17 protein-coding genes are annotated in these 14810 nt (G+C 61.1%); all 17 read right to left on the bottom strand.

What is annotated here, in order from left to right:
• Nucleotides 1-2 precede the first annotated feature (2 nt).
• The 17 genes from recX to KHO53_RS16575 all read right to left on the bottom strand — a co-directional run bounded on the left by recX (nt 3) and on the right by KHO53_RS16575 (nt 14795).
• Nucleotides 3-470: a recombination regulator RecX gene (gene recX, locus KHO53_RS16655; protein WP_010224769.1), complete on the bottom strand. Its 468-nt coding sequence runs from the start codon at nt 468-470 to the stop codon at nt 3-5.
• A gap of 8 nt (nt 471-478) precedes the next feature.
• The gene (recA, locus tag KHO53_RS16650) at nt 479-1546 is read right to left on the bottom strand and encodes a recombinase RecA (RefSeq protein ID WP_010224770.1); all 1068 of its coding nucleotides are present in this window, start codon (nt 1544-1546) and stop codon (nt 479-481) included.
• Between the two features lie 102 nt (nt 1547-1648).
• Entirely contained in the window at nt 1649-2131 is a 483-nt protein-coding gene (locus KHO53_RS16645; protein ID WP_010224772.1) for a CinA family protein, read from the bottom strand.
• Between the two features lie 59 nt (nt 2132-2190).
• Nucleotides 2191-2691, bottom strand: a complete 501-nt coding sequence (locus tag KHO53_RS16640; RefSeq protein ID WP_213570526.1) for a lysis system spanin subunit — start codon at nt 2689-2691, stop codon at nt 2191-2193.
• The gene (locus KHO53_RS16635; RefSeq protein ID WP_036994099.1) at nt 2688-3239 is read right to left on the bottom strand and encodes a glycoside hydrolase family 19 protein; all 552 of its coding nucleotides are present in this window, start codon (nt 3237-3239) and stop codon (nt 2688-2690) included. The genes KHO53_RS16640 and KHO53_RS16635 overlap by 4 nt, the downstream gene beginning before the upstream one ends.
• A 29-nt stretch (nt 3240-3268) precedes the next feature.
• On the bottom strand, nt 3269-4300 hold the full coding sequence (locus KHO53_RS16630) for a phage late control D family protein (RefSeq protein WP_010224778.1): 1032 nt from the start codon (nt 4298-4300) through the stop codon (nt 3269-3271).
• A 68-nt stretch (nt 4301-4368) separates the two neighbouring features.
• The gene (locus KHO53_RS16625; protein ID WP_026001407.1) at nt 4369-4575 is read right to left on the bottom strand and encodes a tail protein X; all 207 of its coding nucleotides are present in this window, start codon (nt 4573-4575) and stop codon (nt 4369-4371) included.
• Nucleotides 4550-5395, bottom strand: a complete 846-nt coding sequence (locus KHO53_RS16620; protein WP_010224782.1) for a phage tail protein — start codon at nt 5393-5395, stop codon at nt 4550-4552. The genes KHO53_RS16625 and KHO53_RS16620 overlap by 26 nt, the downstream gene beginning before the upstream one ends.
• A 9-nt stretch (nt 5396-5404) precedes the next feature.
• Nucleotides 5405-7453, bottom strand: a complete 2049-nt coding sequence (locus tag KHO53_RS16615; protein ID WP_213570525.1) for a phage tail tape measure protein — start codon at nt 7451-7453, stop codon at nt 5405-5407.
• 141 nt (nt 7454-7594) lie between these two features.
• Entirely contained in the window at nt 7595-7897 is a 303-nt protein-coding gene (locus KHO53_RS16610; protein WP_010224786.1) for a phage tail assembly protein, read from the bottom strand.
• A 9-nt stretch (nt 7898-7906) separates the two neighbouring features.
• Nucleotides 7907-8416: a phage major tail tube protein gene (locus tag KHO53_RS16605; protein WP_036994092.1), complete on the bottom strand. Its 510-nt coding sequence runs from the start codon at nt 8414-8416 to the stop codon at nt 7907-7909.
• Nucleotides 8417-8428: 12 nt separating this feature from the next.
• Nucleotides 8429-9595, bottom strand: coding sequence for a phage tail sheath subtilisin-like domain-containing protein (locus tag KHO53_RS16600; protein ID WP_036994090.1), 1167 nt, complete (start codon nt 9593-9595; stop codon nt 8429-8431).
• Nucleotides 9596-9685: 90 nt separating this feature from the next.
• The gene (locus KHO53_RS16595) at nt 9686-10117 is read right to left on the bottom strand and encodes a tail fiber assembly protein (protein WP_081839617.1); all 432 of its coding nucleotides are present in this window, start codon (nt 10115-10117) and stop codon (nt 9686-9688) included.
• Nucleotides 10118-10119: 2 nt separating this feature from the next.
• Nucleotides 10120-12987: a phage tail protein gene (locus KHO53_RS25850; RefSeq protein WP_349628528.1), complete on the bottom strand. Its 2868-nt coding sequence runs from the start codon at nt 12985-12987 to the stop codon at nt 10120-10122.
• The gene (locus KHO53_RS16585; protein WP_036994089.1) at nt 12984-13589 is read right to left on the bottom strand and encodes a phage tail protein I; all 606 of its coding nucleotides are present in this window, start codon (nt 13587-13589) and stop codon (nt 12984-12986) included. Before KHO53_RS16585 ends, KHO53_RS25850 begins: the two co-directional genes overlap by 4 nt.
• Nucleotide 13590: 1 nt before the next feature.
• Nucleotides 13591-14472, bottom strand: coding sequence for a baseplate J/gp47 family protein (locus KHO53_RS16580; RefSeq protein WP_036994088.1), 882 nt, complete (start codon nt 14470-14472; stop codon nt 13591-13593).
• Complete coding sequence (locus KHO53_RS16575; RefSeq protein WP_010224798.1) at nt 14469-14795, bottom strand: GPW/gp25 family protein; 327 nt, start codon at nt 14793-14795, stop codon at nt 14469-14471. The genes KHO53_RS16580 and KHO53_RS16575 overlap by 4 nt, the downstream gene beginning before the upstream one ends.
• Nucleotides 14796-14810 lie beyond the last annotated feature (15 nt).

Here is a 14810-nt window from a genome sequence, read left to right as displayed (position 1 = left end):
GGTCAGTCATCCAGCCCTCGGCCGCTTAACAAGCGGCCGACAGCTTCCATGGAAAAACCACGGTAAACCAGAAAACGGGTTTGCTGTGCGCGGCTGCGCGGATCGGTCGGCAACTGGCCAGCGAACTTGCGTTGCCAGACGTCCAGCAACCGCGCCGACCAGTCCACACCACATTCACGCAGGGCCTGATCGATATCGCCACGGTGCAGCCCGCGCTGGCCCAGCTCTTCACGAATACGCGCCGGACCATAGCCCGAACGTGAACGGTAGCTGATGAAGCTTTCCAGATAACGGGCTTCGCTGAGCAGGCCCTCTTCCGTCAGACGGTCGAGCTCCTGGTCAATCAGTTCGGGGGGAGCACCGCGCTGACGCAACTTGCGCGTCAGCTCGACTCGACCGTGCTCGCGACGTGCGAGCAGGTCCATGGCTGTCCGCCTTACGGCGACGGGAGTATCGAGTACGGCGGACATGGGTGCGATCAATAATCAGCGTTAGCGTCAGCCAGGTCTTCCGGCTCAGCCTCGGCTACTGCCGCTTTACCGGCGGCTTCGACAGCACCGGCGTTGAGCAGCTTGTCGCGGATCTGCTTCTCAAGGGTGGCAGCGATCTCCGGGTTCTCCTGGAGGAACTTGGCCGAGTTGGCCTTGCCCTGACCGATCTTGCTGCCCTGGTAGCTGTACCAGGCACCGGATTTTTCCAGGAAGCCGTGCAGCACGCCGAGGTCGATGATCTCGCCGTTGAGGTAGATGCCCTTGCCGTAAAGGATCTGGAATTCAGCCTGACGGAATGGTGGCGCAACCTTGTTCTTGACGATCTTGACCCGGGTTTCGCTGCCGACCACTTCGTCGCCTTCCTTCACCGCGCCGGTACGGCGGATGTCGAGACGGACCGAAGCATAGAACTTCAGCGCGTTACCACCGGTGGTGGTTTCCGGGCTGCCGAACATCACGCCGATCTTCATGCGGATCTGGTTGATGAAGATTACCAGGCAGTTGGCGTTCTTGATGTTACCAGTGATTTTACGCAGCGCCTGGGACATCAGACGCGCCTGCAGGCCCACGTGCATGTCGCCCATTTCGCCTTCGATTTCGGCCTTGGGTACCAGGGCCGCCACGGAGTCGACGATGATCACGTCAACGGCGTTGGAACGCACCAGCATGTCGGTGATTTCCAGAGCCTGTTCGCCGGTATCCGGCTGCGAGACCAGCAGGTCGTCGACGTTGACGCCCAGCTTGCCGGCGTATTCCGGGTCCAGGGCGTGCTCGGCGTCAACGAAGGCACAGGTAGCGCCCATCTTCTGCGCCTGGGCGATCACCGACAGGGTCAGGGTGGTTTTACCGGACGACTCAGGGCCGTAGATCTCGACGATACGGCCTTTAGGCAGACCGCCAATGCCCAGGGCAATGTCCAGGCCCAGGGAGCCGGTGGAAATGGCCGGAATCGCCTGGCGCTCGTGGTCGCCCATGCGCATGACCGCGCCTTTACCGAATTGACGCTCGATTTGCCCCAGGGCCGCAGCCAAGGCGCGCTTCTTGTTGTCGTCCATTGAAGTCCTCACGTAATCGATAGGGCCTGACGGCCAGAACACCTGTATAAGTAGCCAGTATTATTCCACAGGGTTTTCTTCCCGCCTACCCCCGATGTGCATTTACTCTGCACCAAGCTGTAACAAGCCCTCTAGCGCGGCGATTACCGTTTGTCGGCGTACCGCATCACGGTCGCCGTCGAAGTGCCGGCGCTCGCTGCTGACATGGCTGCCGTCGGCCCAGGCCAGCCATACGGTACCCACCGGTTTTGCCGGCGAGCCGCCATCGGGCCCGGCCACGCCGCTGACCGCCACGGCAAAGCGCGCGCCGCTGGCCGCTTGGGCGCCGCGGACCATGGCCTCGACCACTTCCTGGCTGACCGCCCCGACCTGGCCGAACAACGCCTCGGGCACCGCCAGTTGGCGAGTCTTCTGGCTGTTGGAGTAGGTCACGTAACCGGCTTCGAACCACGCCGAACTGCCCGAAGTGCGGGTGATGGCCTCGGCGATGCCGCCCCCGGTGCAGGATTCGGCAGTGCTCACTTGGGCATTGAAGCGGCGCAAATGTTCCCCCAGGCGGGCGGAAAGCGCAGTGATCGGGTCCATGGCAGGCTCCTTGAAAGTCTGCCGCCTACCCTACACCAGCCGCGATCAGCTACACAGCCTCATTGCGCCAGCGCCCGCACATAGGCCTGGCAAGCGCGCAAGGCGATCAGTCCGCGGTCACCGTCGTCGGTGATGGCGACAATTCGTCGAGCATGCGCCGGGTTAAGTCGGGCGCGTACGGGGTCATGATCCAGGCTGCCGGTGCCGGCGGCGGCAGGCACGCCGGCGCAACCGGCGGCGTCGCGCTCGACCAGGACCGACAGCCGCAAGTCAGCAGTAGCCAGGCGATCACGCAGGCGTGCCTGAGTCTGTTGGCCATCGAGTAGCTCCTGATAATGTTGTTGCTCACTGAGCTCCAGCCGTTGCGCCAGCCCCTGGCGTTGCAGGCGTTCGGCGACCAGTTGCGCGGCAGCGGACTCGGCCTGGGCTTGCCACTCCCGACCATGCTGTTCGGCTTGCTCCGCCAGTTGCCGGCCCATGCGCCAGCCCTGGACCTGCCAGGTCAGCGCACAGGCCAGCAGCGTCAGCAGCAGGCATGCCCCCGACTGCAAGCGGCTCAACACAGCACCTCACGGGCCCTCGCCCAGAGTTTCAGGCGATCCTCCAGGCCATTGAGCCCGCCGTTGATATGCCGGGTGATGCGGTTGAACTCGCTGCGGTCAGCCAGTTGATTGAGGCCGCGCGAGTGCCAGAACCAGGCAGCAGACTCGGCTGCCCATTGCGGTTGCTCCAGCAATTGCGGCTGCTTGAGCAAGCGCTCGTCGCCAAACAGGGCCATGCTGCAGGCCCGGTAGTTGTTGCGCCCGGTGACCTGGATCAGGCCCCGGCCGCAGTACAGTTGACCGTCGCCATCCGCCTCGGCGGTATTGCCCAGGCGCAGGGCCAGGGTGCCAGTGTCGTAGCGCGCCAGGTAGCGGTCATTGCCCAGCTCCTTGACGTAGCGTAACTGGCCGGACTCATGGCCGACCTGGGCGAGGAAGGCCGCTTGACGCCGCGGGGTATCGATTTCCCAACGGGCCATGGCGGCATTTAACGCAGAAACAAAAACGCCCGCTTGCTGGCGGGCGTTGGGGAACATCAACTGCAGCGTTTTTTCAGTTAGCGCCATTGATACCTCATACGTATTGCTTAATCCATTCAACGAGAGACACCGCCTTTGCGCGGCCTGGCGCCCTTGGCCCGAGCCTTGCCCTGCTTGCCACCATTGCATTCGACCGTGGTCGTCCAGCCGGACGCCGTGAACACTTGCTCCACCGACTCCACCAGGTACTCACCATCGAGCCCGATCTTGAAGCCCTTCAACTCCACGCTCCGTTCGGTGAACAGATCTGTACGCCCGGGCATATCCAGTCGGACACTGGCGGTACTGCGGTTGAGCGCCGCCAGCTTGGCTTTGGCCACCTGCTCGGCGCAGGCCTTGTCGGGGTAAAGGTGGCGATCGGTGTGAACCGGCGCCAGCCCCTGCGGTGTCTCGGCGTTCGCCAGGTCGACCACCATGAGCTGGCCACTACGCTTGTCCTGATGACGAGTCTGGACCGCCTTGTAGGTCCCCTTGTCGGCCAGGCGAAACTGCCAACGCGTGACATCCGCCCGACGCACGCCGACAACGCCAAGCGCCTTGCCACTAGCGCTCTTACCACCCTGACGCGGTAGCACCAGCAGGATGCCGTCGCCGACCTTGGCCGTGCAGTCGTACTGTTTGGCCAAACGCGTGATGAAGTTGAAGTCCGATTCGTTGAACTGATCGACCCGCAGCACCCTGGTCAACACCGGACACGCCGGTTGCCAGCCGTTACGCGCGGCGATATCACGCACGATCTGCTGCAACGGGATGTTCTCCCAGCTGCCGCTGCGCGTGGTCTTGCCGGTACCGCGCATATCGCTGGCCTTGCCACGAATGACCACGCTGTCGGGCGGCCCGGTCAACTCGACTTCATCCACGGTGTAGCACCCCAGACGGGTCAACGTCTGGCTGGCGTACCCCAGGTGAATCTCGATCAGCGCGCCACGCGCGGGCAAGGTCACCGCACCGTCGCGATCATCGATACGCAGCTCGAAATCATCCGACTCCATGCCAGGCTTGTCCGAGGTGCGCAGTAGCAACAAGCGATCATTGATCACGGTGGTAATGTCGTTGCCATCGGCGACAACACGAAAAACAGGTTGCATGGCTCATGCTCCAGAAAAGCAGCCCCCGCACGGGGCGGGGGCTGCTGGTTGCACGGCAGGCCGGGGTGTCAGTCCCATAGCTGTACCGTGACATCGGTAGCGGCGATCAGGTCTGGCAATTGAACCAGCACCCCGGCGCGAAAAGGCTGGGGTTCGCCGGCCAGCCCCTGATTGGCATTGAGCACCGCCTCGACGCTGCCATTGAGATGCCCGTAGTAGTGTTGGCAAAGGGTATCGAGCACGTCTCCTTCAGAGGTTCTGCAGGTCGTCGCCATAGCTCACAAACTCCAATGTAAAGCCCTGCTTTCTGGGGATGCCCCCCGCCAACAGGCTGCTCTGATCTTCATCGATGCTGAGCAGGCACCAGTTACCCAGGACCTCGCCGTAACCGGTGATCAGACTTAAGGGGCGCAACAACCGTCCGATGCTGCGCAACGTCTGTAACTGACCCAGGCCGCCCTTGAAGGTGGGAAATATCACGCCCCGAATATTGATTTTTTCCTCGCCCAGGCTCACCGCCTGCTGGGCGGCACTGCGCGTGAGACGCTCCTGGCCGACCCAGCGAAAGCTGGTCTGGCGCCGCAATTCTTCGAAGGCTGCCGTGTCGAGGTTGAAGTAGTAACCCGGCGACTCACCATCCAGCGGTTGCAGGATCAACAGGTGCGGGAAAGGTTTGACCGCCTCCGCGGCTGGGGTGACGGTAGGGGCGAAACTGCCGGTGGGTAGAATATTGCCCAGCGATGGGCTGATCTTGCCGGCAATTCGGTTGATCGTCGCTGCTGCCTTGGCCGCCTGCTCGCCGAATGCCTGAACCCGCTCCTGAACCTGCACCACTACTGCCAATCCCTGATCGTATTTGGCCGAGACGCGGTTGACGGCCGCTTGTGCGCTATGGATGGCGCGCATCGTACGTTGCAGCTTTGCCCCGATAACCGGCCCGACAAAAGGGATGGCCTCAAGCTCGGCAACAGCGCCGCTGATGTCGCTGACAGCGCCGTTCATCGGTGCCAGCATGTCATCGGCGCTACGCCGCCCCGCCTGCCCTGCCGCCACCACGAAGCGCAGCGCCGACTGTAGCTGCTGCATGTAGGTCATGGACTCTCCTTAAACGTAAACATGGGGAACGTCGGACAACTGCCGAGAGTTCGCCATGCGCATCAGTTCCTCGAATTCACGGCGGACCATGGCCTGCAGGTTCTGGGCGAGCAGCATCGGGTCGGTGACGCTGCCCTGGACCGTGATTGGCATGCTGGGGGTAAAGGTGAATTGCTGGGTAACCGATTGCGGCTGGCCAAGCCCTTCGCCCACCGGCTTTATCGGCGCTGGCAGGGTGTCGTTTGCAGGCGTTGCACTCACCAGTGAACGCGCCACCTCACCCGGTTGTGCAGCCACCGGTCTAGTGGGTTGCGCCTGGGTGTCGGCAGGCTTTTCTCCCTCAGCGCAAGACACCATGCGCTTGCCCAGCCAGCCACCGATTGCATCACCCGCCATCCCACCGAGCATGGCGCCAATGGATGTTCCGATTACCGGGACGAACGAGCCCACCACGCCGCCAATGACCGACCCCACCAGACCGCCAGCAGCCGCACCGTAACCCTCGGCTTTTTCTTCCGGGGTGTCGGCAGTCATGAACGTTGCGACAGTATTGATACCCGCCGTGAGCAAGGCCGGGCCACGAACGCCCTTGATCGCCGCACCAATCTTGCCGGCAGCACCCACCGGGCTGGCGGGAGGCGCTGGCGGCGGTGTGGACGGACGTGGCGCAGGCGCCGGGCGCGTCGGAGCCCGCCGAGTCGATGCGCGAGGCTGGCGTTGCGGTGCCCTGCGTTGCGACGTCCGGCCTTGCGGCGCCTTTCGCCCGTTGCGGGTCGGCTTGCGGCGCTGACCCGGCGTCCTCACGCAGCAGCCAATGTCACTGGCATTGACGACAAACACATTGAGCGGGTTATTGAGCACATTTACGTTCAACAGGTCAGTGCCCTGCCCTGGACCGCCCGCAGCCCCCTCCGGCGTCGGCTTGCGTTTGAGCCTGTTCAAAAGGCCCTTGGCAGCTTCACCACCTTTGAGTGCCAGCAAGGTCGTACCGAGCACCGTGGCACCCGCTACCAACCACTTGAGCGCATCCGGAGCGGCCGTGAATTCTTTGGCCTTGGCAGCCACGCCCAAGGCCAAGCCATCCGCCAACGGCCGCAGGGAATCACCCAAGCTGCGTAGCGCCTCATCGACCGCGTTGGACGCTTCGCTCAAACGCTGATCAGAAGTTCCACGGCGTGCAAGCAAATCCCTGTCGAGCACGCCCTTGGCACCCGAGGCTTCGGTACTGCCTAGTGCCTTGTCCAACGTTTGGTTCTGCGCTGCGGACAGACTGTCGGCAGCGCCTTCGCCCGTTCCCTTGCGCTGAAACACTATGTGCTCCAGTGCTTTCTCCAGCTCATCCGGCCCGCTCACCTGAGGTTTTTTCTGAACCTCGCCGACCAGGCGTGCCGCCTCCTTGGCTGACACATCCTGGCCAACCGCGAATCTGGCCGCCACGGGGGCGTAAGCAAGGGCTTTATTCAAGCCCATCCCCGTGTCGAACAACTGCTTGATCAGCTCAGCTGCCTGATTACGCTCCATCCCTGTTGCGTCGGTGATCGTCGTCACCTTGGCGATGATTGCCTGCTCTTGCGCCGAAGGTTCCGCACCATCGGCCACCCCTGCGCTAATGGCAAGATCGCGGGTGATCTTCTGATACTCAGCGCTGATCTGGGTGGGTAGCAGCAACACCCGCGAACGTTTCAATACCTCGCCAACGAGCGGAATGTCCTCAATGACCTTCAGGTTGTCCCGTTTGGGTGCTGTATCCGTTGCCGGCGGCCCGGCCTTGCCCACAGCCACCACGATCTGCTGCTGACGAAACCTGCCCAGCGCAACGACCTGCCGCTCAAGCAGGTTGAGCGTTGCCTGCAGGTAAGGGCGCAACTCGCCCAGCCAGTCCAGGCTGCCTTGCGGTGCAGGCGTTGCGCCGTTGCGCAAGCTGAAGACTTCAGCGTAAATGCTCTCCAGAACGTTGGTATTTTCCTTGATACGGTCTTCGATCGACTTGAACGCAATACCTACCGTAAATGCGACGGCGGCACCGAGTTCCAGTTTCAATGCCGAATTGCTCGTCATCTGATTCCCCCTATAGCCACGCCACAGGCTTAATCCGTGAGCCACCAGAGCATGTCGCTGAACGACATGCTCATGATTTCGGCGGCGGAAAAGTTCAGCTCCCTGGCCAATCGCTTTGCCGCCGCCTTCTGCCCATTGGGGTCAAACCTCGTCGTCTTGCACCAGGCGAAAATACCCGGCCTGCAAGCGGCCATAGTCTTTCAGGGCAAGCCCTTCGAGGTCCTTGACTCCCACTTCGGCCAGCGAGGCGAAGAGGTTCAGTTCCCGTTGCTCATCGTCACTGTTCGAGGCCGATTGCGCGGCACGAATGTCGCGTACGGTCGGTGCACGCAGCGACAGGCTGTCGACTTGCACGCCATTGGCCTCGGACGGTTTACTGAGCGTCACGACAACGCGTTCGGTGCTCACGGCCAGCCAACTCGGGGTCTTGTTTGCTTGATTCATGACAGCTCCTTACAGGCCCAGGGCCGAACGTTGGGCGGCGAGCTGATCGACGCCATTGATGACCCGCTTCATACCGATCGGATCGATTTCGTAGACCAGGCGGCCATCGACTTCGAGCTTGTAATAGGTCACGGCCACGTTGTGCTTGATCTCGGCCTTGTCGCCCGGCTTCCAGTCGCCCATGTCGACTTCTTTCAGCGCCCCGCGCAAGGTGACGATGACCGGGGTGATCTGGCCTTTGAGGCCTTTGAAGGCACCGCGAAAGGTACCGTTGAACGCCGAGCCGTCGGCCAGGCCGAAGAACTTCAGCGACTCGCGACGAACGCCAGTGGTGACAAAACCGGCTTCCTGCTTTTCCATGCCCATGTCGATCTCGACCGGCATGTCCATGCCGCCAGCACGGTGCTCCTCCACCTTCAGGGTGAGCTTTGGCAGGGTCAGGCTGGGGACGTCACCTTGAAAGCTGACGCCATCGACGAACAGGTTCAGGTTCGCCAGGGTTTCGGGAATCATTGCCATGGTTATTGCTCCTTAAGCGGCTTGGTCGAGGACTTCGGTCAACCACTGGTTGGTGACCTCGACACGGAAATTCGGGTTCTCGGCTGGCGGCACGTCGGTGAAACGGATGTTCCAGTACACCTTGCCTTGCTCCAGCTGGCTGGCGGTGTTCAGCTCGGGGTCGGCGAACACTTCGAAATTGATGATCGCGCCCTGGGCTTTCAGATCACGCATGAACGCCTGCAGGCCTTCGGTCACATCCTTGACGTAGGTCGCGGTAATCGAGCGGTCGACCGCCCACTTATGGCCGTAGAGGATCGCGTCCATGACGATGTCCATGGTCCGCACGCGGGTAACGAAGGCCCACTTCGGGTCGCTGCTCAGGGTGCGGTTGCCCCACAGGCGGAAGCCGTCATCGCGGATCACGGTGGTGATGTTGGCGTTGTTCAGCAGGTTGGCCCGGCAGGTCGCGTCGCCATCCAGGTACTCGATCGAGCGGCTGGTACCGGTGATGCCGACGAACGCCTTGTTCGACGGCGAGGCCCAGAAGCCGTACTCGCTGTCGGTCCAGGCGAACAGGCCGGCAACCCAGGCCGAAGCCGGTGCATCTAGGGTTGCGTTCTTGCCGGTGTCCCAGTACTGCACGCCCGGGTCGACCAGGTAGGCGCGCTTGGCGCCGAAGTTCTCGGCATAAGCGATCGCCGCTTCGTCGGTGCTGTTCGGGCCATCGATAATGGCCAGGCCGCGCAGCTTGTCGGCCAGGGCCACCAGGGCGGTGCCAACCGCCAGGGTGGAGCTGTGCTTGGGCGTTACCAGCAGGCGTGGCTGGGCGTTGAAGCGGCTTTTGCCGTCCAGCAGCGCCTGCAGGCCGGTGCGTTTGCCATCGGCCAGCACGCCGCCGATGATTGCCGAGGTCTGCGCCGCCTCCTCTTCGAGCTTGGCCACGCCGCAGGCGACGATAACCGCCTTGGCGCGGCTGTAGATGGCCTGGCAGGCCCGGGTGATCGGCGCATCGGCGCCGAACGCGGCGATGGCTTCACGTTCGCTGGTGATCAGCACCAGGTCATTGGCCTTGGCGCTTGCACCCGGGCCTTCAGTGAAGGTATCGACCAGGCCGATGATCGAGGAAGAAGGCAGCGCGATGGTGCGTGCGCCGGTGTCGACGTTGGTTACGGTAACGCCGTGGAAGAATCCACTCATGGGTAAGTCTCCAGAAATGCGAAGGCCCCGCGGTGCGGGGCCTTCAAAGGGATTGTTGCGGGTATGAAAAAGCCCCGGCGGTGCGGGGCTTTATTGGGTTTGCGTAGCGATCCACGGCGGCGCTACGGGTTTATACTCATTCGCCGGGAAAACCTCAGCTTGCGGCCAATCACGCAGTTGCTGCATATAGCCCAACAGCTCGGTAAATTGCGTCACGGTTAAAGTAGGCTTGCGCTGCAAATCCAGTTCGTCACGATGCCGGTTGCGTAACCATTCGACCCTCGATAACTCCGAATTTCGCCAAGCGCGTTGCTCAACGGCCGCCAGCCCTTCAAGCGCCCGATACTCAACGGTGCCATTAACGTAGTAACACTGCTGCCCCCGCTGAAGAGTAAGGCTTTGCTCAAATGACTTACTGCTGACAGGTACAGCACCCTCTGGTACTTCTTGATTCACAACCGTATCAAGACGGCCAATCAAGCGTCCATCCTCAGCAATAACGAACCAGTATCGATCAGACATTGTTAGTTCCCCCACGCCCAATAATATCCATATCCTGCTCCGCCCAGCGAACCGCCAACGGACCACAAGAAAGCATTTCGGTTAGCCACTTGCACCACATGCCCAAAGCTACCGGCATGTCCACCTGTGGTGGCCGCCTCGATAGTGATGTTCATACCGAAAACGTTGTTGGGAAACGGGATGGTGAAATTGCGATAGTCCGAGACACCTTGGGACTCGTAAACGTAACCCCATTGAAAAATGAAGCCCCCAAGCCAGTAGGGAAGTGCAACATAGCCGTTCTGCGTCAAGCTATAAGCTACGCCGAAACGCAGTTTCTTCGGCGTCACAATCAGGGTGTCATCCGTCCCTGCATTCACTTCGGCTTGTGTACCGATGCGCGCAAGGCCGGCCAGCGCTTCCGTGGCCTGTTTCACTGTTCGGGCAACGAACCGAGCCACGCCTGCGACGCTCATCCACTTGAGCGAGGTGGTACCTGCATCGATTTCCGGCTCTGTGGCCTGCATGCCAAAATCTACAACCTCATGCCCGAGCCCAACATCGCCTACCGGCGCTCCGGCAGGCCACCTGCGCACCATGGCACGACCGCCTGCCGCTACGAGGGCAACAGAACTCTTGGTTGGATCATGTCTGACCCATGATGCTCCGTCGTAGTAGGCATTCTGTGCGACCGTCGACTCAGACAGTGACGTCAGAAATGCATAAGGCCCACCGTGAACATCAAGACTTCCCGCCGCCAACGGATTGTGGTTCGGGATAGCGTCGGTAATGCCGTAACCAGCCAGAGTTGAGGAGCGATTGGCTTTAGTGGCCAGTTGATTAAGCATAGTGGTGGCAAAGCTTGGATCATTGTTGAGTGCCGCTGCTAACTCATCAAGCTTATCCAAGGCACCAGGAGCTGACCCCACAAGCTCAGCAATAGCTGAAGTTATTCGCTGCTGGGTTTCAGTTTTGGTGTAAACGTCGGTGATGCCATGCTCTGATACTTTCGAGGGCAACTGCCGCAGATAGCTGAACAGAATATTTGAAGTATCAAGAATTGGAGAATTGGAAGCCCAAACAATCGGATTGGCGCCAGCGGGTGCACGACGAACAGTGACCGCTCCATTGGATGCCACTACGCAAATCGCTGGGGTACTTTCACTATGCCGAATCCAGTCTTTCCCGTTCCAGTAGCAGTTTTGGCAAACTGCCGACTCATACGGTGATGTCAGAAATGCATATGGCCCACCGTGAACATCCAGACTTCCGCCCGGCAGTGGGTTGATAATCGGGATAGCGTCGGTGATCCCGTATCCAGTAAGGGTCGTTGCTCGGTCGGCTTTAGTGGCCAGCTGGTTAAGCATGGTCGTAGCAAAGTTCGGGTCGTTGCCCAAAGCTGCGGCTAGTTCATTGATGGTGTCGAGCGTAGCCGGCGCCGAGTCAACCAATGCAGCTACCAATAGCCGGCAAAAATCCAACGTTGCGATTTGATTACCCGTTGCCTCGGCTGCCGCTGTGGGCGCCTTGGGTATCCCCGTAAAGATTGGCGAATCTACCGGCGCCCGAGTGCTGTCCGTCGGGTGGCGGTGATCCTCCCGCGACTTCTTCGCCGACATACCAGCAACCGCTGCACCATCCATCAACGGTACTACGCTGCCTCGCTCTGCTAACAGTTCCTGCTGTACAAAACCAGTGCTCGCCAATCGTCCATCATTCGATCCAATGGGCAAGGTCGGTAGATTCCTCATCCTGTACACCGTGCCGGTGCCCTGAGCAAACCACTCGGTTGGATGAATGCGGACCAGTTCCAGCTCTGTACATGGGTGCATCGTTAGCGACGGGAGTGAGTTGCTGCCGCCAACCCAAACTTTCTCCCCTTCAGATGGAAATATCTCAACCGGCACTGAGCCCATATTCTGCAGGTTCAGCTTTGCGCCTGGATACAGTTCGGACGCGCGCGGCAAGGTCAAAACCTGATCGGCTGAGTTGCCATAGAAATAGAACATCTTTCCCGCATCAGCAGCGCCGATTTGCCCACTGGTATTTCGAGCGGTAACGCCACTGTATCCAGCGGCAAGATTTTGGAACTGCAAAGCAGTGGAGCCCAGCACAATGGGGCCGTCGGTGACGAGTGTCCATCGAGTGTCCGCAAGCTGAGCCCCTTGCTCCACCATCACCGTAAGACCCGGCGTCACTTCGGCATTGCCGTCTGCATCCTGCGCTCGTACCCATGCCCCTGCACCAGCAATGTAGATACCGTTATCCCTGGCTTGCACCTGGTCCTTGATTAGCACCCGGTCCCCTGCCCGGATTGCAATACCATCCAATACCGGCAACCCACCCAGATCGATTGGACCTGTAGTTGCTACCCGCACACTGTTTTTACTATCCAGCTTGCCGATTTCCTCGGACAGCCGCAGCTCTACAAACTCTCGTGTTGCCAACACTACCGCAGGGTCAACCTTCAAGGTCACGTTAGCCGCACTGGTGACGATGAAATTCATGCGCACGACTTGCGTCTTGCCGGTACCCTGGTTGAGCAGCGGTTTGAAGCTCGGTGCACAGTTGGCCACCGCCACGAGGTCACCATCAGCGTCGTAAAGCCCTATTTCCCGAATCCACCAGCCGCCAACGTCGGGAGGGATGACCTGTTCGGCGATGATGATGTTTGTATTGGCAGGGTCAACCTTGACCTGATTGAGCGGCGCGCGGCGGCGCTCGTTGATCAGTCGGGTCTGGGTTCGGGATGGCGTTGGATCGGTGCCGTTGGCGTCACCAACACCCATTTGCGCAAAAGTCCAAGGCACCCCCAGGGCATCGGCGTTGGCCTGTTTGGCCTCTCCTACTGCTGTGAGAATGGCAAAGAACTGGCTGTTTTGATCAGTCATAAATAAACGTCCAGAGTTTCAATGTGGTGTGTGCGGCCGACCGGGCCGAAGCCGCCCTTGACTTCAATGTCACGAGACGCCGGAGGAAACACGTCAATTTCATCGCCTTCGGACAAGCTCATCGCCAAGCGAAGATGTCCGGTGCTCGCGAGGGTGATCGCCAACCCTGTCAGATGGCGGCTGACCGGCTTGGCGTCATCGATCAGCCGGGTCAGCTCCAGGTACATCTCTTCGGAGATTCCGTTCTCCAGTACCCCGACCTGAAGCGCAAAGGTGCCCGGCACACCTTGCGGTACCGTCTGCCACCACTCCTTCACGTCGATCAGGTAGCCCAGCGGCTCCACCACCCGGCGAAGCGCACCGATGGTCCCTTTGTGCGCATGCACATAGAACGCCGAGCGGATTACCGAGCGCTTGATTGCCTCAGGCCAGGTTTCGTCCCAGCGGTCTACCGACCAGGCCCAGGCCAACTGATGTAACAGGTGCGCCGGGCAGGTGTCGGGGTTGTACAGCGCACGCAGGGGGACTTCGGTGGTTTCAACGCCGGCGGCCTCGATGGCATGTTCGAGATCGGTACTGTTGAGCGGGAGCAGGCTGTCCATGTCAGCTCCCCCGGGTCACGGTGATCCCGTCGCACCAGGCCGCTTGCGCCTGGGTCGGGCGGATGTCGGTCCAGTTGCTCAGGTCGACCCGGCTGACGCCGTTGATATGCAACTGGGCATCCACGCCCGAGCGGGCCACTTCAGCACCCAGGCGCCGGCGCGGATTGATCCAGGCTTGCAACCGGCGTTTGCACTCGGCAAGCGTCGCTTCGATTTCCGGACCGCTACCGCTCATGTGCACCACCGCATCAATGCGATAGCGCAGGATTTGCGCACCTTGCACCGTCAAGCGGTCGCCAACCGGGCGCACGTCATCGTCATTGAGCTTGAGCCGCACGGTTTCCAGCAGCTCTGCTGCGGCACTGCCATCGCCTTCGAGCGCCAGTACCGTCACCACGACCTGAGCCGGCGACGGGCTTTCGGCCGTGGCATCAGCCACCTGGCCGGACGCATTGCGGGCATGCAGGATGTAACTGTTGCGCGGGCCCGCGGTGGTCAGCCCTTCATAGACCAGTTGCACCCGCTCACGCAGAGCATCGTCTGCTTCGAGCACCTGCGGCGTTGGCGGCACCGTGTTTGTGTCCCTGGCCTGCACCACCAGCCGCTGCAGTTGCACATTGGCCGCCAGTTGATCCAGGTCGGAACCCTGCGCATAGGCCAGCAACAGCGCCTTGGCGGCGTCGTTGACCCGTGCGCGGTTGAGCAGCTTGCGGTAGGCACCGACTTCCAGCAGTTTGTTCACCGGGTCGCTTTCGACTGCGGCGTCCCAGTTGTCGCCCATATGCAACCGGAAGGTCGCCAGGTCGGTCTGGAAGAGCGCCTCGAAATCGAGGTCTTCCAGCACCTGCGGCGCGGGCAGCGCCGAAAGATCCACACTACTCATGCCGTTACCTCCAAGGTCTGGTTGGCTCCCAGGTACCGTCCGCTCAGCTGCAAAGTGATCTGCCCGCCAACCACACCAGTCACCCTGACCCGCTCAAGCTTCAGACGCGGCTCCCACCGCCCCAGTGCGCGCGCCACCTCCGCCTGCACCGCGCTTTTCCAGCCTTCATTGACCGGCAAATCGACGAAGCGGCGCAGCTTGCTGCCGTACTCCGGGCGCATGCGCCGGCTGCCGAGCGGTGTGCTGAGGATGTCCTCGATGGATTGGCGCAAATGTGCAATGCCGGATAACGGCTGGCCGCTCCGGCGATCCATGCCGATCATTGATGTTCTCCAGGC

The sequence above is a fragment of the Pseudomonas sp. RC2C2 genome, assembly GCF_018390435.1.
Taxonomy (GTDB): Bacteria; Pseudomonadota; Gammaproteobacteria; order Pseudomonadales; family Pseudomonadaceae; genus Aquipseudomonas; species Aquipseudomonas donghuensis.
This window is presented reverse-complemented; position numbering and strand designations above follow the sequence as displayed.

What these genes read in the sequence shown, in the direction of transcription:
- recX (WP_010224769.1), bottom strand. Translation starts at nt 470, where the DNA reads ATGTCCGCCGTACTCGATACTCCCGTCGCCGTAAGGCGGACAGCCATG.
- recA (WP_010224770.1), bottom strand. Translation starts at nt 1,546, where the DNA reads ATGGACGACAACAAGAAGCGCGCCTTGGCTGCGGCCCTGGGGCAAATC.
- KHO53_RS16645 (WP_010224772.1), bottom strand. Translation starts at nt 2,131, where the DNA reads ATGGACCCGATCACTGCGCTTTCCGCCCGCCTGGGGGAACATTTGCGC.
- KHO53_RS16635 (WP_036994099.1), bottom strand. Translation starts at nt 3,239, where the DNA reads ATGGCGCTAACTGAAAAAACGCTGCAGTTGATGTTCCCCAACGCCCGC.
- KHO53_RS16630 (WP_010224778.1), bottom strand. Translation starts at nt 4,300, where the DNA reads ATGCAACCTGTTTTTCGTGTTGTCGCCGATGGCAACGACATTACCACC.
- KHO53_RS16625 (WP_026001407.1), bottom strand. Translation starts at nt 4,575, where the DNA reads ATGGCGACGACCTGCAGAACCTCTGAAGGAGACGTGCTCGATACCCTT.
- KHO53_RS16620 (WP_010224782.1), bottom strand. Translation starts at nt 5,395, where the DNA reads ATGACCTACATGCAGCAGCTACAGTCGGCGCTGCGCTTCGTGGTGGCG.
- KHO53_RS16615 (WP_213570525.1), bottom strand. Translation starts at nt 7,453, where the DNA reads ATGACGAGCAATTCGGCATTGAAACTGGAACTCGGTGCCGCCGTCGCA.
- KHO53_RS16610 (WP_010224786.1), bottom strand. Translation starts at nt 7,897, where the DNA reads ATGAATCAAGCAAACAAGACCCCGAGTTGGCTGGCCGTGAGCACCGAA.
- KHO53_RS16605 (WP_036994092.1), bottom strand. Translation starts at nt 8,416, where the DNA reads ATGGCAATGATTCCCGAAACCCTGGCGAACCTGAACCTGTTCGTCGAT.
- KHO53_RS16600 (WP_036994090.1), bottom strand. Translation starts at nt 9,595, where the DNA reads ATGAGTGGATTCTTCCACGGCGTTACCGTAACCAACGTCGACACCGGC.
- KHO53_RS16595 (WP_081839617.1), bottom strand. Translation starts at nt 10,117, where the DNA reads ATGTCTGATCGATACTGGTTCGTTATTGCTGAGGATGGACGCTTGATT.
- KHO53_RS25850 (WP_349628528.1), bottom strand. Translation starts at nt 12,987, where the DNA reads ATGACTGATCAAAACAGCCAGTTCTTTGCCATTCTCACAGCAGTAGGA.
- KHO53_RS16585 (WP_036994089.1), bottom strand. Translation starts at nt 13,589, where the DNA reads ATGGACAGCCTGCTCCCGCTCAACAGTACCGATCTCGAACATGCCATC.
- KHO53_RS16580 (WP_036994088.1), bottom strand. Translation starts at nt 14,472, where the DNA reads ATGAGTAGTGTGGATCTTTCGGCGCTGCCCGCGCCGCAGGTGCTGGAA.
- KHO53_RS16575 (WP_010224798.1), bottom strand. Translation starts at nt 14,795, where the DNA reads ATGATCGGCATGGATCGCCGGAGCGGCCAGCCGTTATCCGGCATTGCA.